Origin of the sequence: Acidiphilium sp. PM, assembly GCF_000219295.1 — a bacterium.
GTDB classification, from domain to species: Bacteria; Pseudomonadota; Alphaproteobacteria; order Acetobacterales; family Acetobacteraceae; genus Acidiphilium; species Acidiphilium multivorum.
Genome location: NZ_AFPR01000105.1, coordinates 15,670 through 28,681 on the forward strand (window position 1 = coordinate 15,670; position 13,012 = coordinate 28,681).

The following is a 13,012-nucleotide window of genomic DNA, read 5'->3' on the forward strand; positions in this document are numbered from 1 at the left end:
CAGGCGGATTGAGGCCAAATCAATTCCCCAGATCGTTCAGACGGAGACGGTTGATGATGAAACATAATGACGTGGTTCGCGGCGTCGCTCGCGGAACGACCAGGGTTGGCATCGCAGCGCTGCTGCTCGCGATTCCGCTTGCCTCCTGCGCATCGGACGCGGGAACGCCGAATGCGGCACAGGAACTCGTCGACCGGTCGACGCTCACCATCGAGACCATGCTGGGGTCGGGCACTGCGTCCGCCGGCCAGGCGACTCAGCTGCTACGCAACGCAAAGGCCGTCGTCGTTTGTCCAAGGATCTTCAAGGCCGGATTCTTCGTTGGCGGCGAAGGCGGGAGTTGCGTTCTCGTGTCGCGCGCGGCGGGCGGCTCCTGGTCTGATCCGGCATTCTACACCATGGGCAGCGGCAGCTTCGGCCTGCAGATCGGCGCCCAGGACGCCGAGGTCATCATGCTGCTGATGAACAACACCGCACTGAACGCGTTCCTCAACAGCCAGTTCAAGATTGGCGCCGATGCCGGCGTATCGGTGGCAACCCTCGGCGCTGGCATTGGCGGTTCCAGTGGCACCGCCCTCGGCGCCGATATCGTGACCTTCGCCAAGTCCCGCGGACTTTATGGTGGGATATCCTTGTCAGGCTCGGTTTTCTCGAATGACGCGGCACTAGACCAGCAATATTACGGCCAGACGGTCGGCCCGCGGCAGATTGTTGTGAACATGACGGTCAACAACGCAGGGGCCAATCCGCTTCGCGCCATGCTCGCCAAATACGGCGGATAATGCTTTTCCGGCACGTCCCGCCGGGCTAGGCTGTTGTCATGTCGAAAGCTGGCAACGCACCGTTCTGGCGCACGAAACGCCTCGAAGAGATGACCCCGTCGGAATGGGAGTCCCTTTGCGACGGGTGCGGCCGCTGCTGCCTGCACAAGCTGCGGGACGAGGAAACGAATAAACTTGCGTTCACCAATGTCTCGTGCCGCCTGCTGGATACGGCAACGGGGCGATGCCGAAATTATGAAAACCGGCTTCGCGAGGTGCCTGACTGTTCGGCGCTCACGCCGGAGCTTGTCACCGCCATCGACTGGCTGCCGCCATCCTGCGCGTATCGGCTGATTGCCGAAGGCAAGGATTTGCCGGATTGGCACCCGCTGCTGACGGGTGATCCGGAAAGCACATTTCGTGCAGGCGCGTCGGTTGCGGGACGGGTGCGAAGCGAGACCTCGGTGCATCACCTTGAGGACCATATCGTGAACTGGCCGGCCCGTTGGCCGCGCGCCAGGTGCCACGCCGGATAGGAGCCAACGTGCCGGTCGTCCCGTTCGATGTCGAACCACATGACGGGGCCGAACCCGTAGTGATCGGCGGATTGCAGACATCGATTTTATGGCGACGAAGCGCCCGCGCGCGGCGGATCGCCCTGCGAATCGACCCTCAGGGCGGACGGATCGTGATCACGCTGCCGCCTCGCGGATCGCGGAAAGCGGGCCTGGCACTGCTCCGCGGCCATGAAATATGGGTTGCCGAACGTCTTGCCGCCCTGCCCGCTCCGGTCATCATCGCGGATGGCAACGAAATCCCGATTTTTGGACGGCCTCACCGGATCGTCCATGACCCGTCTCTGCGCGGTGGTGCAATCATCGAACAGGCCGCCATACGGATCGGCGGTCATCCGGAGTTCCTGGCCCGGCGCGTGAGGGATGCGTTGCACGACCTTGCGTTGCGGGAACTGTCGGCCCAGGCGCGCGACAAGGCCGCACATGTCGGCGCCCGCCCCGCGGCCATCCGGGTCAAGGACACCAGGACGCGATGGGGCAGTTGCGCGGCGAACGGGACCCTGATGTTTTCATGGCGCCTCATCATGGCGCCGTCTTTCGTTCAGGACTATGTCGTTGCGCACGAAGCGGCGCATCTGCGCCACATGAATCATGGCCCGGATTTCTGGCGGCTTGCCGAGATGCTGACGCCGCACCGGGTCGCGGCAACATCCTGGCTCGCCGCTGAGGGGCCTGGATTGTTGCGGATTTCCTGAAACGGGCACGGATCTTCCGTCCCCAAAGATGAGGCCAACTCATGAAAGCTGTCGCCTTCACTCACTCTCTGCCAGTCACTGCCGACGAGGCGCTGATCGATATCGAGGCACCCGATCCGGTATTGCGGACTCACGACGTTCTGGTCGAGGTTCGCGCCGTGTCGGTGAACCCGGTGGACACCAAGATCCGGCGGCGTAACGAACCGCTCGGCGAGCCCCGCATCCTCGGCTTCGATGCCGCTGGAATCGTGCGCTCGGTTGGTCCCGGCGTCACGCGGTTCGGCATCGGCGACGAGGTCTTCTACGCCGGCTCCGTCGACCGCCAGGGCAGCAACGCCCAGTTCCACGCAGTCGATGAGCGGATCATCGCCCGCAAGCCGCGCTCGCTGAGCTTCGCCGAAGCCGCAGCCCTGCCGCTGACGACACTCACAGCGTGGGAAATGCTCTTCGACCGGTTTTCCATCCCGCGCGACCGCGTGCATCACGATACGTTGCTGATTGTCGGCGGCGCAGGCGGCGTCGGCTCGATGGCGATCCAGCTTGCCTGCCAGTTGACGGGACTCGTCGTGGTCGCGACGGCCTCACGGCCGGAAACCATCAACTGGTGCTCATCTCTCGGCGCGCATCACGTGATCAATCACCACCATCCGCTGGCGCACCAGCTCGAGACATGCGAAGTGAGCGCGCCAAGCTACATATTCTGCACCAACCACGTCGAACGGCACTGGCGCGAATTGTGCCATGTGCTTGCCCCGGAAGGGCGGATCGGGCTCATCGAATCGACGGGGCCGCTTGATATGAACGAAATCTTCAACAAGTCGGCCTCGGTGCACACCGAATACATGTTCGCGCGCTCGCTGCATCAGACGACGCAGATGATCGAACAGCATCACATCCTGCAATCGGTGAGCCGGCTCGTCGACCAAGGTGTCCTCCGCACGACGATGACCGAGAATTACGGCCCGATCACGGCCGCCAATCTGCGCCGTGCCCACGCGGCGGTCGAAAGCGGAACCACCCGCGGGAAGATCGTGCTCGAGGGATTCTGAGTGCGGGTGATTCTCGCCAGCACCTCGGTCACCCGGCAGTCGATGCTGAAGGCGGCCGGTGTGCTGGCGGATACCGAGTCATCGGGGGTCGATGAAACGCCCATCAAGCGCGCCGGCACGCTCGCCGGCCAGTCGGCTGCGGTGGTTGCGGCCAGGCTTGCCCGGGAGAAGGCTCTCGCGGTGTCTGCCCGTCATCCCGATGCGGTCGTGATCGGCGCCGATCAGATGCTGGATTGCGAAGGCACATGGTTTGACAAGCCCGCCGACCGGGAGGAGGCCGCCGAAACCCTGCACCGGCTTTCCGGCCGGACGCACCGGCTCGAGACCAGCATTGCCTGCGTCCGTGACGGCGAAGTGACGTGGTTTCACGGCGAGGCGCCGAGGCTGACCATGCGGCCTCTCTCGGACGCCTTCATTACCGCCTATCTAGCCGCCGAGGGCGAGGCCGCACTGCACTCGGTCGGCGCCTATCGCCTTGAGGGGCCGGGCATTCAACTTTTCGAGCGGATCGAGGGGGATTTCTTCACGATCCTCGGCCTGCCCCTGCTGCCGCTGCTTGGCTATCTGCGTCAGATCGGCGCATTGCCATCCTGATCCGGGACCGCCAGCGGACCCGATGCCGGCGCCTCGGCCACCCCGTCGGCACCGGCATCGGGTCCGACAGGGCGTGGAGCCGCCGGAATTACCATGTCCTCAAGATGCGCAACACGGGAGGCAAGAGCTTCGGATTCCGCACGCGCCCTGACCGCAAGCTCCATCACCGCATCGAATTCCTCGCGCCTGACAAGGTCGAGCCGCCGGATCGCCTCGTCGACCCGCGCCCGCACCAGGGCTGAGATTTCGTCGCGCAGGCCGCTGGCCGCCGAGAGCGCGCCGCCGGCAAGGCCTGCCAGATCATCAAAAAACCGCGGTCTCTCGGTCATGCCAATTCTCCTGCAGAGTGGTGATGACGGATCATCTCCGCCTCTCTATAAACGCCTCCATGATACTGGTCACGGGCGGAGCGGGTTTCATCGGCTCCAATCTCCACGCAGCACTGCACGAACGCGATCTGAACGTCGTCATTGTCGACAAGCTCCGCACAACGGGGAAATGGCGCAACCTGCGCGCTCACCCACCGGCGATGATCGTTGAACCGCGTGAACTCGGCGATTTCCTCGCCAGCCAGCCGCCACTCGACGCGGTGATCCATCTCGGCGCGATCAGCGAAACGACCGCCATCGATGGCGATCTGGTCTGGCAGTCGAATGTTGCCCTGAGCCAGATGTTATGGCGCTGGTGCGCGGCGCAGCGGTTGCCCTTCATCTATGCATCGTCGGCCTCGACCTATGGCGACGGTTCGGCAGGCTTTGACGATGACAATGACCTCGCGGCACTGCGAAGGTTGCGGCCGCTGAACCTGTATGGGTGGTCCAAACACGCTTTCGACTTGTGGGTGGCCGGCGAATGCGCGGCGGGCCGACCCCGACCGCCGCAGTGGGCCGGCCTGAAATTCTTCAACGTCTACGGACCCAATGAATATCACAAGGGCCGCATGATCTCGGTCGTCAAGGTGAAGTTCGACGAGGTCGCTTCCGGCAGCCCGGCCCGCCTGTTTCGGTCTGACCGGGCTGATATAGCGGACGGCCAGCAGGCGCGCGATTTCATCTGGGTGGACGATGTTGTCGCCGCGATCCTCTTCCTGCTCGATCATCCCGAGGTGAGCGGGCTGTTCAACCTCGGCACCGGCACTGCGCGCAGCTATGTCGATCTCGCCCGCGCAGTCTGCTCTGCATGTGGCGTCGGCGAGCGGATCGAATTCGTTCCGATGCCGGAGAGTCTGGTCGGGCAATATCAATCCTTCACCGAGGCTCGGATGGACCGCTTGCGCGCGGCCGGCTTCGACCGTCCCTTCACGCCCCTCGAACAGGGCGTCGAGGCCTATATCAGGAACTTCCTCAGCCGGCCGGATCAGTACCGATGAAAAATGTTTATGTCTGGCCGCATTTCGATCCGATTCTTGTCCGGTTCGGACCATTCGCCATCCATTACTATGCGCTGGCCTATATCACCGCGTTGGTGCTTGGCTGGCGGCTGATGCGCCGCCTCGTGCGCGAGGCGCCGGTCGTCGCAACCCACGAGCAGGTGGACGATTTCCTGTCCTGGGCAACTCTCGGCGTCGTCCTCGGCGGTCGGCTCGGTTATATTCTGTTCTATCAGCCGGTCTATTTTCTCGATCATCTGAACCGGACCTATGCCGTGTGGGATGGCGGGATGAGTTTCCACGGCGGCATGCTGGGTGTGGCGGTCGCAATCCTGATCTATTGCCGCCGGCATGGCATCGACCCGTGGCGTTTCGGCGACCGCGTCGCCGTGCCGGTGCCGATCGGCCTGTTTCTCGGCCGCATTGCCAATTTCGTGAACGGCGAACTTTGGGGACGCCCCGCGCCAGCCTGGTTTCCGTTCCGCATGATCTATCCCGAATCCGGGTCGGACGTGCCGCGCTACCCATCCGAACTGATCGAAGCCACGCTCGAGGGGCTCGTGCTGTTCATCGTTCTGCTCATTGCCTCCCGCAACGAGCGGATCCGCAGCCAGCCCGGCTATCTCGGCGGCATGTTCGTCATGGGCTACGGCATTGCCCGCACGACCGCCGAATGTTTCCGACAGCCGGACTGGTTTCTCGGCTACCTCATGTTCGGGCTGACCATGGGACAGTTGCTGTCGATCCCGATGATCGTGATCGGCGCGACGATGATCTGGCGCGCGAAATACGTCGCTCGCCGCCAAGGCGCCCTCGCCACCGCATGATCGAGCGGCTTGACGCCTTCATGGCCCGCGCCAATGCAGCTTACTACGCGAGCCGCGATCCGTTTGTGGATTTCGTGACAGCACCGGAAATCAGCCAGGTTTTCGGTGAGCTGCTAGGCCTGTGGGCTGCCATGGCCTGGAGCATGCTCGGCAGCCCGGCCCCCTTTGCTCTGGTCGAGGCCGGGCCGGGCCGCGGTCATCTGATGACCGACGCGCTCCGCGCGGCAAAGCGGGCCATGCCCGCGTTCGTCGAAGCCGCCGACATTCATCTGATCGAAACCTCGCCCCGACTGATCGGGCTGCTGAAAGACAGGCTGCCGCAGGCGATGTTCCACGCCGATCTGTCGACAATCCCGGATCAATCGATCATCCTTCTCGCCAACGAATTTCTTGATGCCCTGCCGATCCGCCAGTTCGTCCGGCGCGGTCCGGCATGGCGCGAGCGTTACGTCGCCGATGGTGCTTTCGTCGAGGCATCCGCGGAGACGGCTCTGCCAGATGCGCCGGAGGGAACGGTCATCGAGCGGAACGAGACCGCCGAGGCCTTCGTGGCCGCCCTTGCCTCGCGTATCTCCCGCCGTGGCGGCAGCGCACTTCTGATCGACTACGGCCATGATGGCGGCGCTACCGGCGAGTCCCTCCAAGCGATCATGGATGGCCAGCCGGCCGATCCGCTCGCCGAACCAGGCCGGCGGGATCTCACCGCCCATGTCGATTTTAGCCGTCTGGCCATGGCGGCCCGCAACGCGGGGGCCGAGATCCGAGGGCCAGCGGCGCAGGGTGCGTTCCTCGCAGCCTTGGGGATTCATGAACGCACTGCCCAACTCGGTCATCATGCGGGACAGGACGATGCGCTGCGCCTGCTGGCCGCAACACGGCGGCTGACCTCCCCTGAGGCTATGGGGAGCCTGTTCCGTGTGATGGCCATCTGCCCACGAGGGATGGAGCCACTTCCAGGATTTGGGGCATGATTTCGTTCGTCATCGCTTCGCTCGATGTTCCTCACGGGTTCTTCACCCGCGCGGGCGGCGTGTCTCCGGGGCCTTATGCAAGCCTAAATTGCGGCCGGTCCGGGCAGGACGATCCTGCCAACGTCGCGGAGAACCGTGCCCGCGCCGTCATGGCCATCGGCGGCCATCGCGACCGTCTGGCCGGACTGCGACAGGTTCACGGGGCGGTTGCCGTCACCTCCCCCGATCCGGAGGGGCCGTTCCACGAAGCCGACGCCATGGTGACCGACCAGCCGGGCCTCGCCCTGGGAATCATCACCGCAGATTGCGCTCCCGTGCTCTTCAGTTCCACCGATGGCAGGATCGTAGGCGCGGCCCATGCCGGCTGGCGTGGTGCCGCCGCTGGCGTTCTCGAGCAGACCGCCGCTCTGATGCGCCGGATGGGCGCTTCAAAGATTGTCGCCGCAATCGGTCCCTGCATCCACAGGGAGAGCTATGAGGTGGGATTGGACATGAGAACGGCAGTGCTCGCCAGCGGCGCTGAAAGCGAATGTTTTTTCTCGGCCGGTCGTCCGGGCCATTGGCACTTCGACCTTCCGGGTTATTGCGCCGCGCGCCTGGCGATGGTGGGCATCGACGCGGCGATCCTGCCGCACGATACGCTCAGCGATGAAACCGCATTTTTCTCCCACCGCCGCCGAACCCTGCGCGGCGAAGGCGCGGGCGGCCACCAGATCTCGATCATCATGGTGCGGTCATGAGGCGGCGGCTGCTCGTTGCGCTGCCGTTGCTGCTGGCAGGCTGCGGAACGCTTCCCCAGCCTCTTCTGGGGAAGCCCGGGGCGATGGGCGCCCGCCTTGCGGTGCCGCCACCGCCGGTCCTCATCGTCCCTCCGCCGCCGGATGCGCTCCTTGGCAACCGCGCTGCCGATGCCTACGCGCACGATCTTGCCAAAGCGCTTGTCGACCGGAATGTGCCCAGCATCGTCCGCCCGGCGCGTCCCTATGACTGGCAACTGGAAGCAACGGCGCGCACAGCGAATGCGACGGTCATTCCCGGCTTCCGGATCATCGGTCCCGGTCACAAGGAATATGGCCACCTGACAGGCGCCGAAGTGAGCGGAGCCGCCTGGGCCGCGGGGGATCCCGCAACGCTCAGGCAGGCAGCGGATGCGGCGGCGCCCGGCCTCGTGAAACAGCTTTCCGCGATCAATGCCGCCGTGCAGCAAAGCAATCCGGCGTCTCTTGAAAACCGCCCTCCCCGCGTCAGGCTCATTCGCGTGACCGGAGCGCCGGGTGATGGCAACCATGCCCTGAAACTCGATGTCTCCCGGGATCTGCCGAAACTCGGTGTGGTCATGGTCGACCACACGGCCGACGCCGATTTCCTGATCGACGGCGTCGTGAAGGTAAGCCCGGCCAACAAGGACGGCAAACCGGGCGAAAGCGACCTGGTCGAACTTGACTGGACAGTCCGGAACCGGCGCGGCGGATTCATCGGCAAGGTCTCCCAGCTTCACGATCTGAAGCCGAGCGAAATGACACCCTACTGGGGCGACGTTGCCGCCGCCGCGGCCAGTCAGGCGGCGCTAGGCCTGCGGCAGGTCATTCGCAACGCGACACTCAAGCACGATGCCTTACCGAAACACCGCAAGACGGAGCCGGCACCTCCCACACCGGCGCAACAGCCCTGACGGTGAAGGCCAGTTCGCGGGCGCCAGCCGCGTCCATCGTCGCGGTCCCGTCGGTCCAGCGGAACCAGCCATCTCCCGCATGTTCGGGACCATGAAATCCCCGGCCAAAGAATGGTGCCGCGATGTCAACCGGATCGCCGTCCAGCACAGCGTCGCATATGGCGATCCCAAGCCACCGCCAGTCCTCCGAAGCCGGGTCAAGTTCTGCCGGGCGAGAGGCGGTTGACAGCAGTTTGAGGTCGCAAGGCGCGGGCGGCAACCGGTAAATCCGGTGCCGGTCCGCCGACCAGACAGGCGCCACTGTCTTTCCATCTGCAACGACCTGGAAGTTTCCTGCCTTCTGGCGAATGCCACGTGAGGCAACCCGGTATTGCAGACCCGCCCGGATCCGCGCGAGATCCGGGCCACCGTCGACAACCGGCGCATAGAGGCGGCCGGGGTCGCGCGCCAGAGCCCCGAAGTCCGGGAACAGCGAAATGGTGGCGTCGCCATCCTCGAACTGGAAACGATTCCCGCAATCGAGATAGGTCTCCGCCGGCAGCATCTCGGCCAGAACAACGTCGTGGCTTTCCAGTTCGACATGATAATAGGTCACGGTCGGCACCGTTACCTGCCGGATGGACAGGCCGTTGATCAAACGTTTGATCTCGACCAGTGAACCGTCGATCCAGATTGCATGATCGGGCGAGAGATGCAGGTCACGGCAGGGTTGCCCGACACCGAAGGCATCTTTTTCGATCAGCACGGGCAACACCGATTCCGGCACAGGATGCCGGCGACAATCAATCCGCCGCCGGCCGCGCCAGGCAATCTGCCGGACCTCTCCACGCAGCGTGATCACCTCATCCCCCTCGGAAAGGGTTTCCACTGGCCGCAGGCCCGAAGGCGTCAGCAGGCGTGTGCCGTGGCGGAAACAAGGCACAACGACCTCGAAAGTCTTCGGGTTCGTGCCGCCGATCGCCACGACGGCAAGTGGTCCAGGCGCCGTTGCAAACGTCACGTAAAGGGGTGCCAGACCGTTATTCAGGGTCAGGACATTACCCGCAACCGTTCCGCTCAGTTGCTGCGACGCGCCAAATCCGGTGATGTCGATCGTATCACCCGGCGTGAATCCTTCGACGGTACCGGAGAACGGATGCGACTGGTTGAACTGCATGAACGAGCCGGGCGCGTTGAAGTCGATCGTCGTGCCGGCGGCAACGGTGTTTGCGAAATCGACAAAACCGCCCGCGAGGTCGATCACTCCGGAGCCGGAAACCGCCGCTCCGAAATCGATCGCATCTCCAGCCTGCACGAGAAGTGTTCCGTCATTCCGGAAGGACGACGATATCGTCGAGATGCCCGCAAGATCCCACGTTGCTCCCGCCGCGATCGAAATCGTATTGAACTGCACGAATTCCTGCGTTGGATTGACGAAGGTGCCTTCCGTCGTCCCGCCAAACACGAGATCGGCGACCTGCCCGCCGATGGCGGCGCCGTCGAACGTGGCGCCCGGCAGAACAGTCAGGGTATCGGTTACCGTCATCACGGCTCCGCCAGTGAAGGAAATCGCCGGGCCGGAACTGGCACTCACCAAGCCGCCCTGGACGATGTCCACATAATTCTGGCCGATGGGAACCAGAATGCCACTCGAGCCGCCAACGGTCCCGAAATTATCGAAACTGGCGACATTGCCGAGAACCACGCCCGCGGCCCCGCCTTCGATCACCCCTCCCGCCTCATTGACGGCTACCGCCGCGCCGATCTGAAGACCGATTCCGGCGTTCCCCGCGGAGATCAGGCCGGCATTCAGCAGGGTGCTTCCCGTCACGCCGCCACTCAGCTTCACCGCATCGCCAGAGGCACTCGCGAGGGTTCCGCTGGCCTCGTTCTGGATGTCGAAAGCACGACCCGACGTGGACAACACGGCATCGCTCGCGGCGGTCACCAGGCCATGATTGTCGATTTGACCGCCTGCAAGAAGCAGAACTCCTCCGTCATCTGATGCGGCGATTGTCCCGGTCACGTCGATTGTCCACGTCAGGGGCGCCACGAGGGCATTTCCCCCAGCCACGTCGATGATGCCTTCGATGGCCACCGGGTCGGCATACTGCGCTGACGATAGGGTAACCCCGGAGAGCACGGTGCCGCTGATCGTGTCTGACATGACCACTCCTTAAGGTGCATCAAATGCAAAATACAACTCTGTGGTTGTATTTAACATTAAACCTTAAGTTGTGTCGATGAAATTTTCAACCCGCCGTCAATCTTTCCGGATTCCTCCTGCGGGAAGATCGTCAAATCGAGCATCCGGGTTGAAGTATCCGTAAATCAGTCGGGCCGTCGTCCGGTTTATGCCGGAGACAGCTTCCAGATCCTTCAATCCGGCCTGGCGCACGCCCCGTGCCGAACCGAAATGATTGAGCAGGGCCTTCTTTCGCGCCGATCCGATACCAGGAATGCCATCTAGCTCACTCGTGGTGATTTTGCGGCTGCGACTCGCTCGATGGGTCGTGATCGCATAGCGGTGCGCCTCGTCGCGCAACCTCTGGAGAAAATAAAGCACGGGGTCACGGGGCGGCAGTTGAAAGGGAGAACGGTCCGGCAGATGAAACCATTCACGCCCCGCGTCACGATCGGGCCCCTTGGCGATCGCGACCAGCGGAACATCGCTTACCCCGAGTTCGTCCAGTACCGCGCGCGCCGCCGATAATTGCCCGGCGCCGCCATCTATCACGACAAGATCCGGCCAGGTGCCATCTTCACGCGACGGGTCTTCGGCCGTCGCCCGGACAAAGCGACGCGTCAGCACCTCGCGCATCATTGCGAAATCGTCGCCCGGCGTGATCGGCCCCTTGATCGAGAAGCGCCGATAAGCCGGTTTGATGAAGCCCTCGGGACCGGCAACGATCATCACACCATAGGCATTGGTGCCCATGATGTGAGAGTTGTCGTAAACCTCGATCCGTTCCGGATTTCCCTCAAGACCGAACAGAGCGGCCGTCGCCGCAAGCAGTTTTTCCTGCCCCGCGGACTCCGCCAGCTTTCGCTCGAGTGCTTCCCGGGCATTGGTTGCCGCGTGCTCGACGACATGGCGCTTCTCACCGCGCTGCGGCACGGCAAGTTCAACCTTGTACCCTGCCTTGAGACCAAGCGCATCCTTGAGCAGGTCGGCCTGGGGGACGGTGTTGCTGAGCAAAATGAGAGGAGGCGGTGTCTTGTCGTCATAAAACTGGGCAATGAACGCACCGAGTACATCGCCCGGCGTGGCTCCCTGGGCCTGGGTGGGAAAGAAACTCCGGTTGCCATAATTCCGCCCGCCTCGGATGAAGAAGACCTGAAGACAGGACTGACCCGCCGCCTGATGGATCGCGATCACATCGGCATCGCCAACACTTTCGGGGTTGATCACGTCACCGCCGCGAATGTGCGCAAGGCCACGGATGCGATCCCGGATCGCCGCCGCACGCTCGTATTCCATGACGTCCGCGGCAGCTGCCATTGCGGCGGCCAGATCGTGCTGCACCGTCCCCGCGCGGCCGGACAGAAAATCACTCGCCTGGCGGACCAGCGCCCCATAGGCCTCGGCATCGATGCGCCCGACGCACGGAGCCGAGCATCGCTTGATCTGGAACAGGAGGCAGGGCCGCGTGCGATTGGCGAAGACCGTATCGGGGCATGTACGGAGCAAAAAGACACGCTGCAGCGCCTGGATCGTCTGGTTCACCGACCACGCCGAAGCGAACGGCCCCCAGTAGCGCCCCTTGCGCACTTGTGCGCCGCGGTGCTTCGCGAGTTGGGGAAACTCCCCATCCTCCGTGATCACCAACCAGGGATAGGATTTGTCATCCCTCAGCAGGATATTGTATTTAGGCTTCAACCTCTTGATTAAATTGGCTTCAAGAAGCAGCGCCTCGGCTTCCGTATGGGTGGTGATGATCTCGACGGTGGAGGTTTCCGACACCATGCGCCGCAACCGTTCGGGCAAACGTGCGATTTGCGTATAGGTCGTGACTCTTTTCTTCAGGCTGCGCGCCTTGCCAACATAAAGCGCGTTTCCGGAGAGATCGAGCATCCGGTATACGCCAGGCGCCGCCGGCATGGAGACGAGCGCGCCTGAGATCACTTCAATCCCCTTTGGCGCGGGTCGCTGCGTATCACTCATCATCCTGGTCCATTGGCACCGTAAGGTTGTGGATAAGTCTGTGCATGGTTTGCAAGAATGGAGATGTGACTGACCAGTCAACCCCTCTCAGGAAATTTACGGCCCGATCCGATGATCTCTCTAAGGCTCTGATATTAAAACATTCCAGAATTGCCAAAAGTAAAAAAAAGAGGCCTGTGGAAGATGACATCGGAGTTATATGCGTCACATCCAGGAGTGGACAACTTTCCGAACGAAATGATCCAATGTTTTCAGCCTGCTGCGACCGGGCATTCAGGCTTCGATCGATGTCGGTCAAGAGTTGCCGATCACCTGCGGTTTCCGGCATTCTCGCACCGGATTTGCGGCTCAGCAA

The 13,012-nt window shown here is 63.1% G+C and carries 13 protein-coding genes; 10 read left to right on the forward strand and 3 right to left on the reverse strand.

Features of this window, described 5'->3' with window-relative positions; translation table 11 throughout:
• Positions 1–53 precede the first annotated feature (53 nt).
• Genes APM_RS05155 through APM_RS05175 form a run of 5 tightly spaced genes read left to right on the forward strand, consistent with a single transcriptional unit; the run spans position 54 to position 3,674 of the window.
• A complete protein-coding gene (locus APM_RS05155) occupies positions 54–782 on the forward strand; it encodes a lipid-binding SYLF domain-containing protein (protein ID WP_007422297.1) in 729 nt (242 codons plus the stop codon).
• A gap of 38 nt (positions 783–820) precedes the next feature.
• Positions 821–1,297, forward strand: a complete 477-nt coding sequence (locus tag APM_RS05160) for a YcgN family cysteine cluster protein (protein ID WP_007422298.1) — start codon at positions 821–823, stop codon at positions 1,295–1,297.
• Positions 1,298–1,305: 8 nt separating this feature from the next.
• Positions 1,306–2,031, forward strand: a complete 726-nt coding sequence (locus tag APM_RS05165; RefSeq protein WP_007422299.1) for a M48 family metallopeptidase — start codon at positions 1,306–1,308, stop codon at positions 2,029–2,031.
• Between the two features lie 41 nt (positions 2,032–2,072).
• Positions 2,073–3,080: a zinc-binding alcohol dehydrogenase family protein gene (locus tag APM_RS05170; RefSeq protein ID WP_007422300.1), complete on the forward strand. Its 1,008-nt coding sequence runs from the start codon at positions 2,073–2,075 to the stop codon at positions 3,078–3,080.
• The gene (locus APM_RS05175) at positions 3,081–3,674 is read left to right on the forward strand and encodes a nucleoside triphosphate pyrophosphatase (protein ID WP_007422301.1); all 594 of its coding nucleotides are present in this window, start codon (positions 3,081–3,083) and stop codon (positions 3,672–3,674) included. It abuts the gene before it with no gap.
• Here APM_RS05175 and APM_RS05180 read toward each other — a convergent pair.
• Positions 3,650–4,003, reverse strand: coding sequence for an accessory factor UbiK family protein (locus APM_RS05180; RefSeq protein ID WP_007422302.1), 354 nt, complete (start codon positions 4,001–4,003; stop codon positions 3,650–3,652). The two genes, APM_RS05175 and APM_RS05180, sit on opposite strands and share 25 nt — an antisense overlap.
• 59 nt (positions 4,004–4,062) lie before the next feature.
• On the opposite strand from APM_RS05180, the gene rfaD reads away from it, so the two are divergent.
• From rfaD to APM_RS05205, 5 genes are read left to right on the forward strand one after another with little or no spacing between them, the layout of a single operon-like run.
• Complete coding sequence (gene rfaD, locus APM_RS05185; protein ID WP_007422303.1) at positions 4,063–5,043, forward strand: ADP-glyceromanno-heptose 6-epimerase; 981 nt, start codon at positions 4,063–4,065, stop codon at positions 5,041–5,043.
• Positions 5,040–5,870, forward strand: a complete 831-nt coding sequence (gene lgt / locus APM_RS05190) for a prolipoprotein diacylglyceryl transferase (RefSeq protein ID WP_007422304.1) — start codon at positions 5,040–5,042, stop codon at positions 5,868–5,870. Before rfaD ends, lgt begins: the two co-directional genes overlap by 4 nt.
• Positions 5,867–6,841, forward strand: coding sequence for a class I SAM-dependent methyltransferase (locus APM_RS05195; protein WP_007422305.1), 975 nt, complete (start codon positions 5,867–5,869; stop codon positions 6,839–6,841). The genes lgt and APM_RS05195 overlap by 4 nt, the downstream gene beginning before the upstream one ends.
• On the forward strand, positions 6,838–7,581 hold the full coding sequence (gene pgeF / locus APM_RS05200; protein WP_007422306.1) for a peptidoglycan editing factor PgeF: 744 nt from the start codon (positions 6,838–6,840) through the stop codon (positions 7,579–7,581). The genes APM_RS05195 and pgeF overlap by 4 nt, the downstream gene beginning before the upstream one ends.
• Positions 7,578–8,513, forward strand: coding sequence for a hypothetical protein (locus tag APM_RS05205; protein ID WP_011941517.1), 936 nt, complete (start codon positions 7,578–7,580; stop codon positions 8,511–8,513). Before pgeF ends, APM_RS05205 begins: the two co-directional genes overlap by 4 nt.
• On the opposite strand, the gene APM_RS05210 is transcribed toward APM_RS05205, so the two are convergent.
• Positions 8,443–10,659, reverse strand: coding sequence for a Hint domain-containing protein (locus APM_RS05210; RefSeq protein ID WP_007422307.1), 2,217 nt, complete (start codon positions 10,657–10,659; stop codon positions 8,443–8,445). The genes APM_RS05205 and APM_RS05210 overlap by 71 nt on opposite strands.
• A 96-nt stretch (positions 10,660–10,755) precedes the next feature.
• A complete protein-coding gene (gene uvrC / locus APM_RS05215; RefSeq protein WP_007422308.1) occupies positions 10,756–12,660 on the reverse strand; it encodes an excinuclease ABC subunit UvrC in 1,905 nt (634 codons plus the stop codon).
• Between the last annotated feature and the right edge of the window lie 352 nt (positions 12,661–13,012).

Coding starts and splice junctions, on each gene's coding strand:
- APM_RS05160 (WP_007422298.1), top strand. CDS start 821: ATGTCGAAAGCTGGCAACGCACCGTTCTGGCGCACGAAACGCCTCGAA.
- APM_RS05170 (WP_007422300.1), top strand. CDS start 2,073: ATGAAAGCTGTCGCCTTCACTCACTCTCTGCCAGTCACTGCCGACGAG.
- lgt (WP_007422304.1), top strand. CDS start 5,040: ATGAAAAATGTTTATGTCTGGCCGCATTTCGATCCGATTCTTGTCCGG.
- APM_RS05195 (WP_007422305.1), top strand. CDS start 5,867: ATGATCGAGCGGCTTGACGCCTTCATGGCCCGCGCCAATGCAGCTTAC.
- APM_RS05180 (WP_007422302.1), bottom strand. CDS start 4,003: ATGACCGAGAGACCGCGGTTTTTTGATGATCTGGCAGGCCTTGCCGGC.
- APM_RS05210 (WP_007422307.1), bottom strand. CDS start 10,659: ATGTCAGACACGATCAGCGGCACCGTGCTCTCCGGGGTTACCCTATCG.
- APM_RS05155 (WP_007422297.1), top strand. CDS start 54: ATGATGAAACATAATGACGTGGTTCGCGGCGTCGCTCGCGGAACGACC.
- uvrC (WP_007422308.1), bottom strand. CDS start 12,660: ATGATGAGTGATACGCAGCGACCCGCGCCAAAGGGGATTGAAGTGATC.
- pgeF (WP_007422306.1), top strand. CDS start 6,838: ATGATTTCGTTCGTCATCGCTTCGCTCGATGTTCCTCACGGGTTCTTC.
- rfaD (WP_007422303.1), top strand. CDS start 4,063: ATGATACTGGTCACGGGCGGAGCGGGTTTCATCGGCTCCAATCTCCAC.
- APM_RS05205 (WP_011941517.1), top strand. CDS start 7,578: ATGAGGCGGCGGCTGCTCGTTGCGCTGCCGTTGCTGCTGGCAGGCTGC.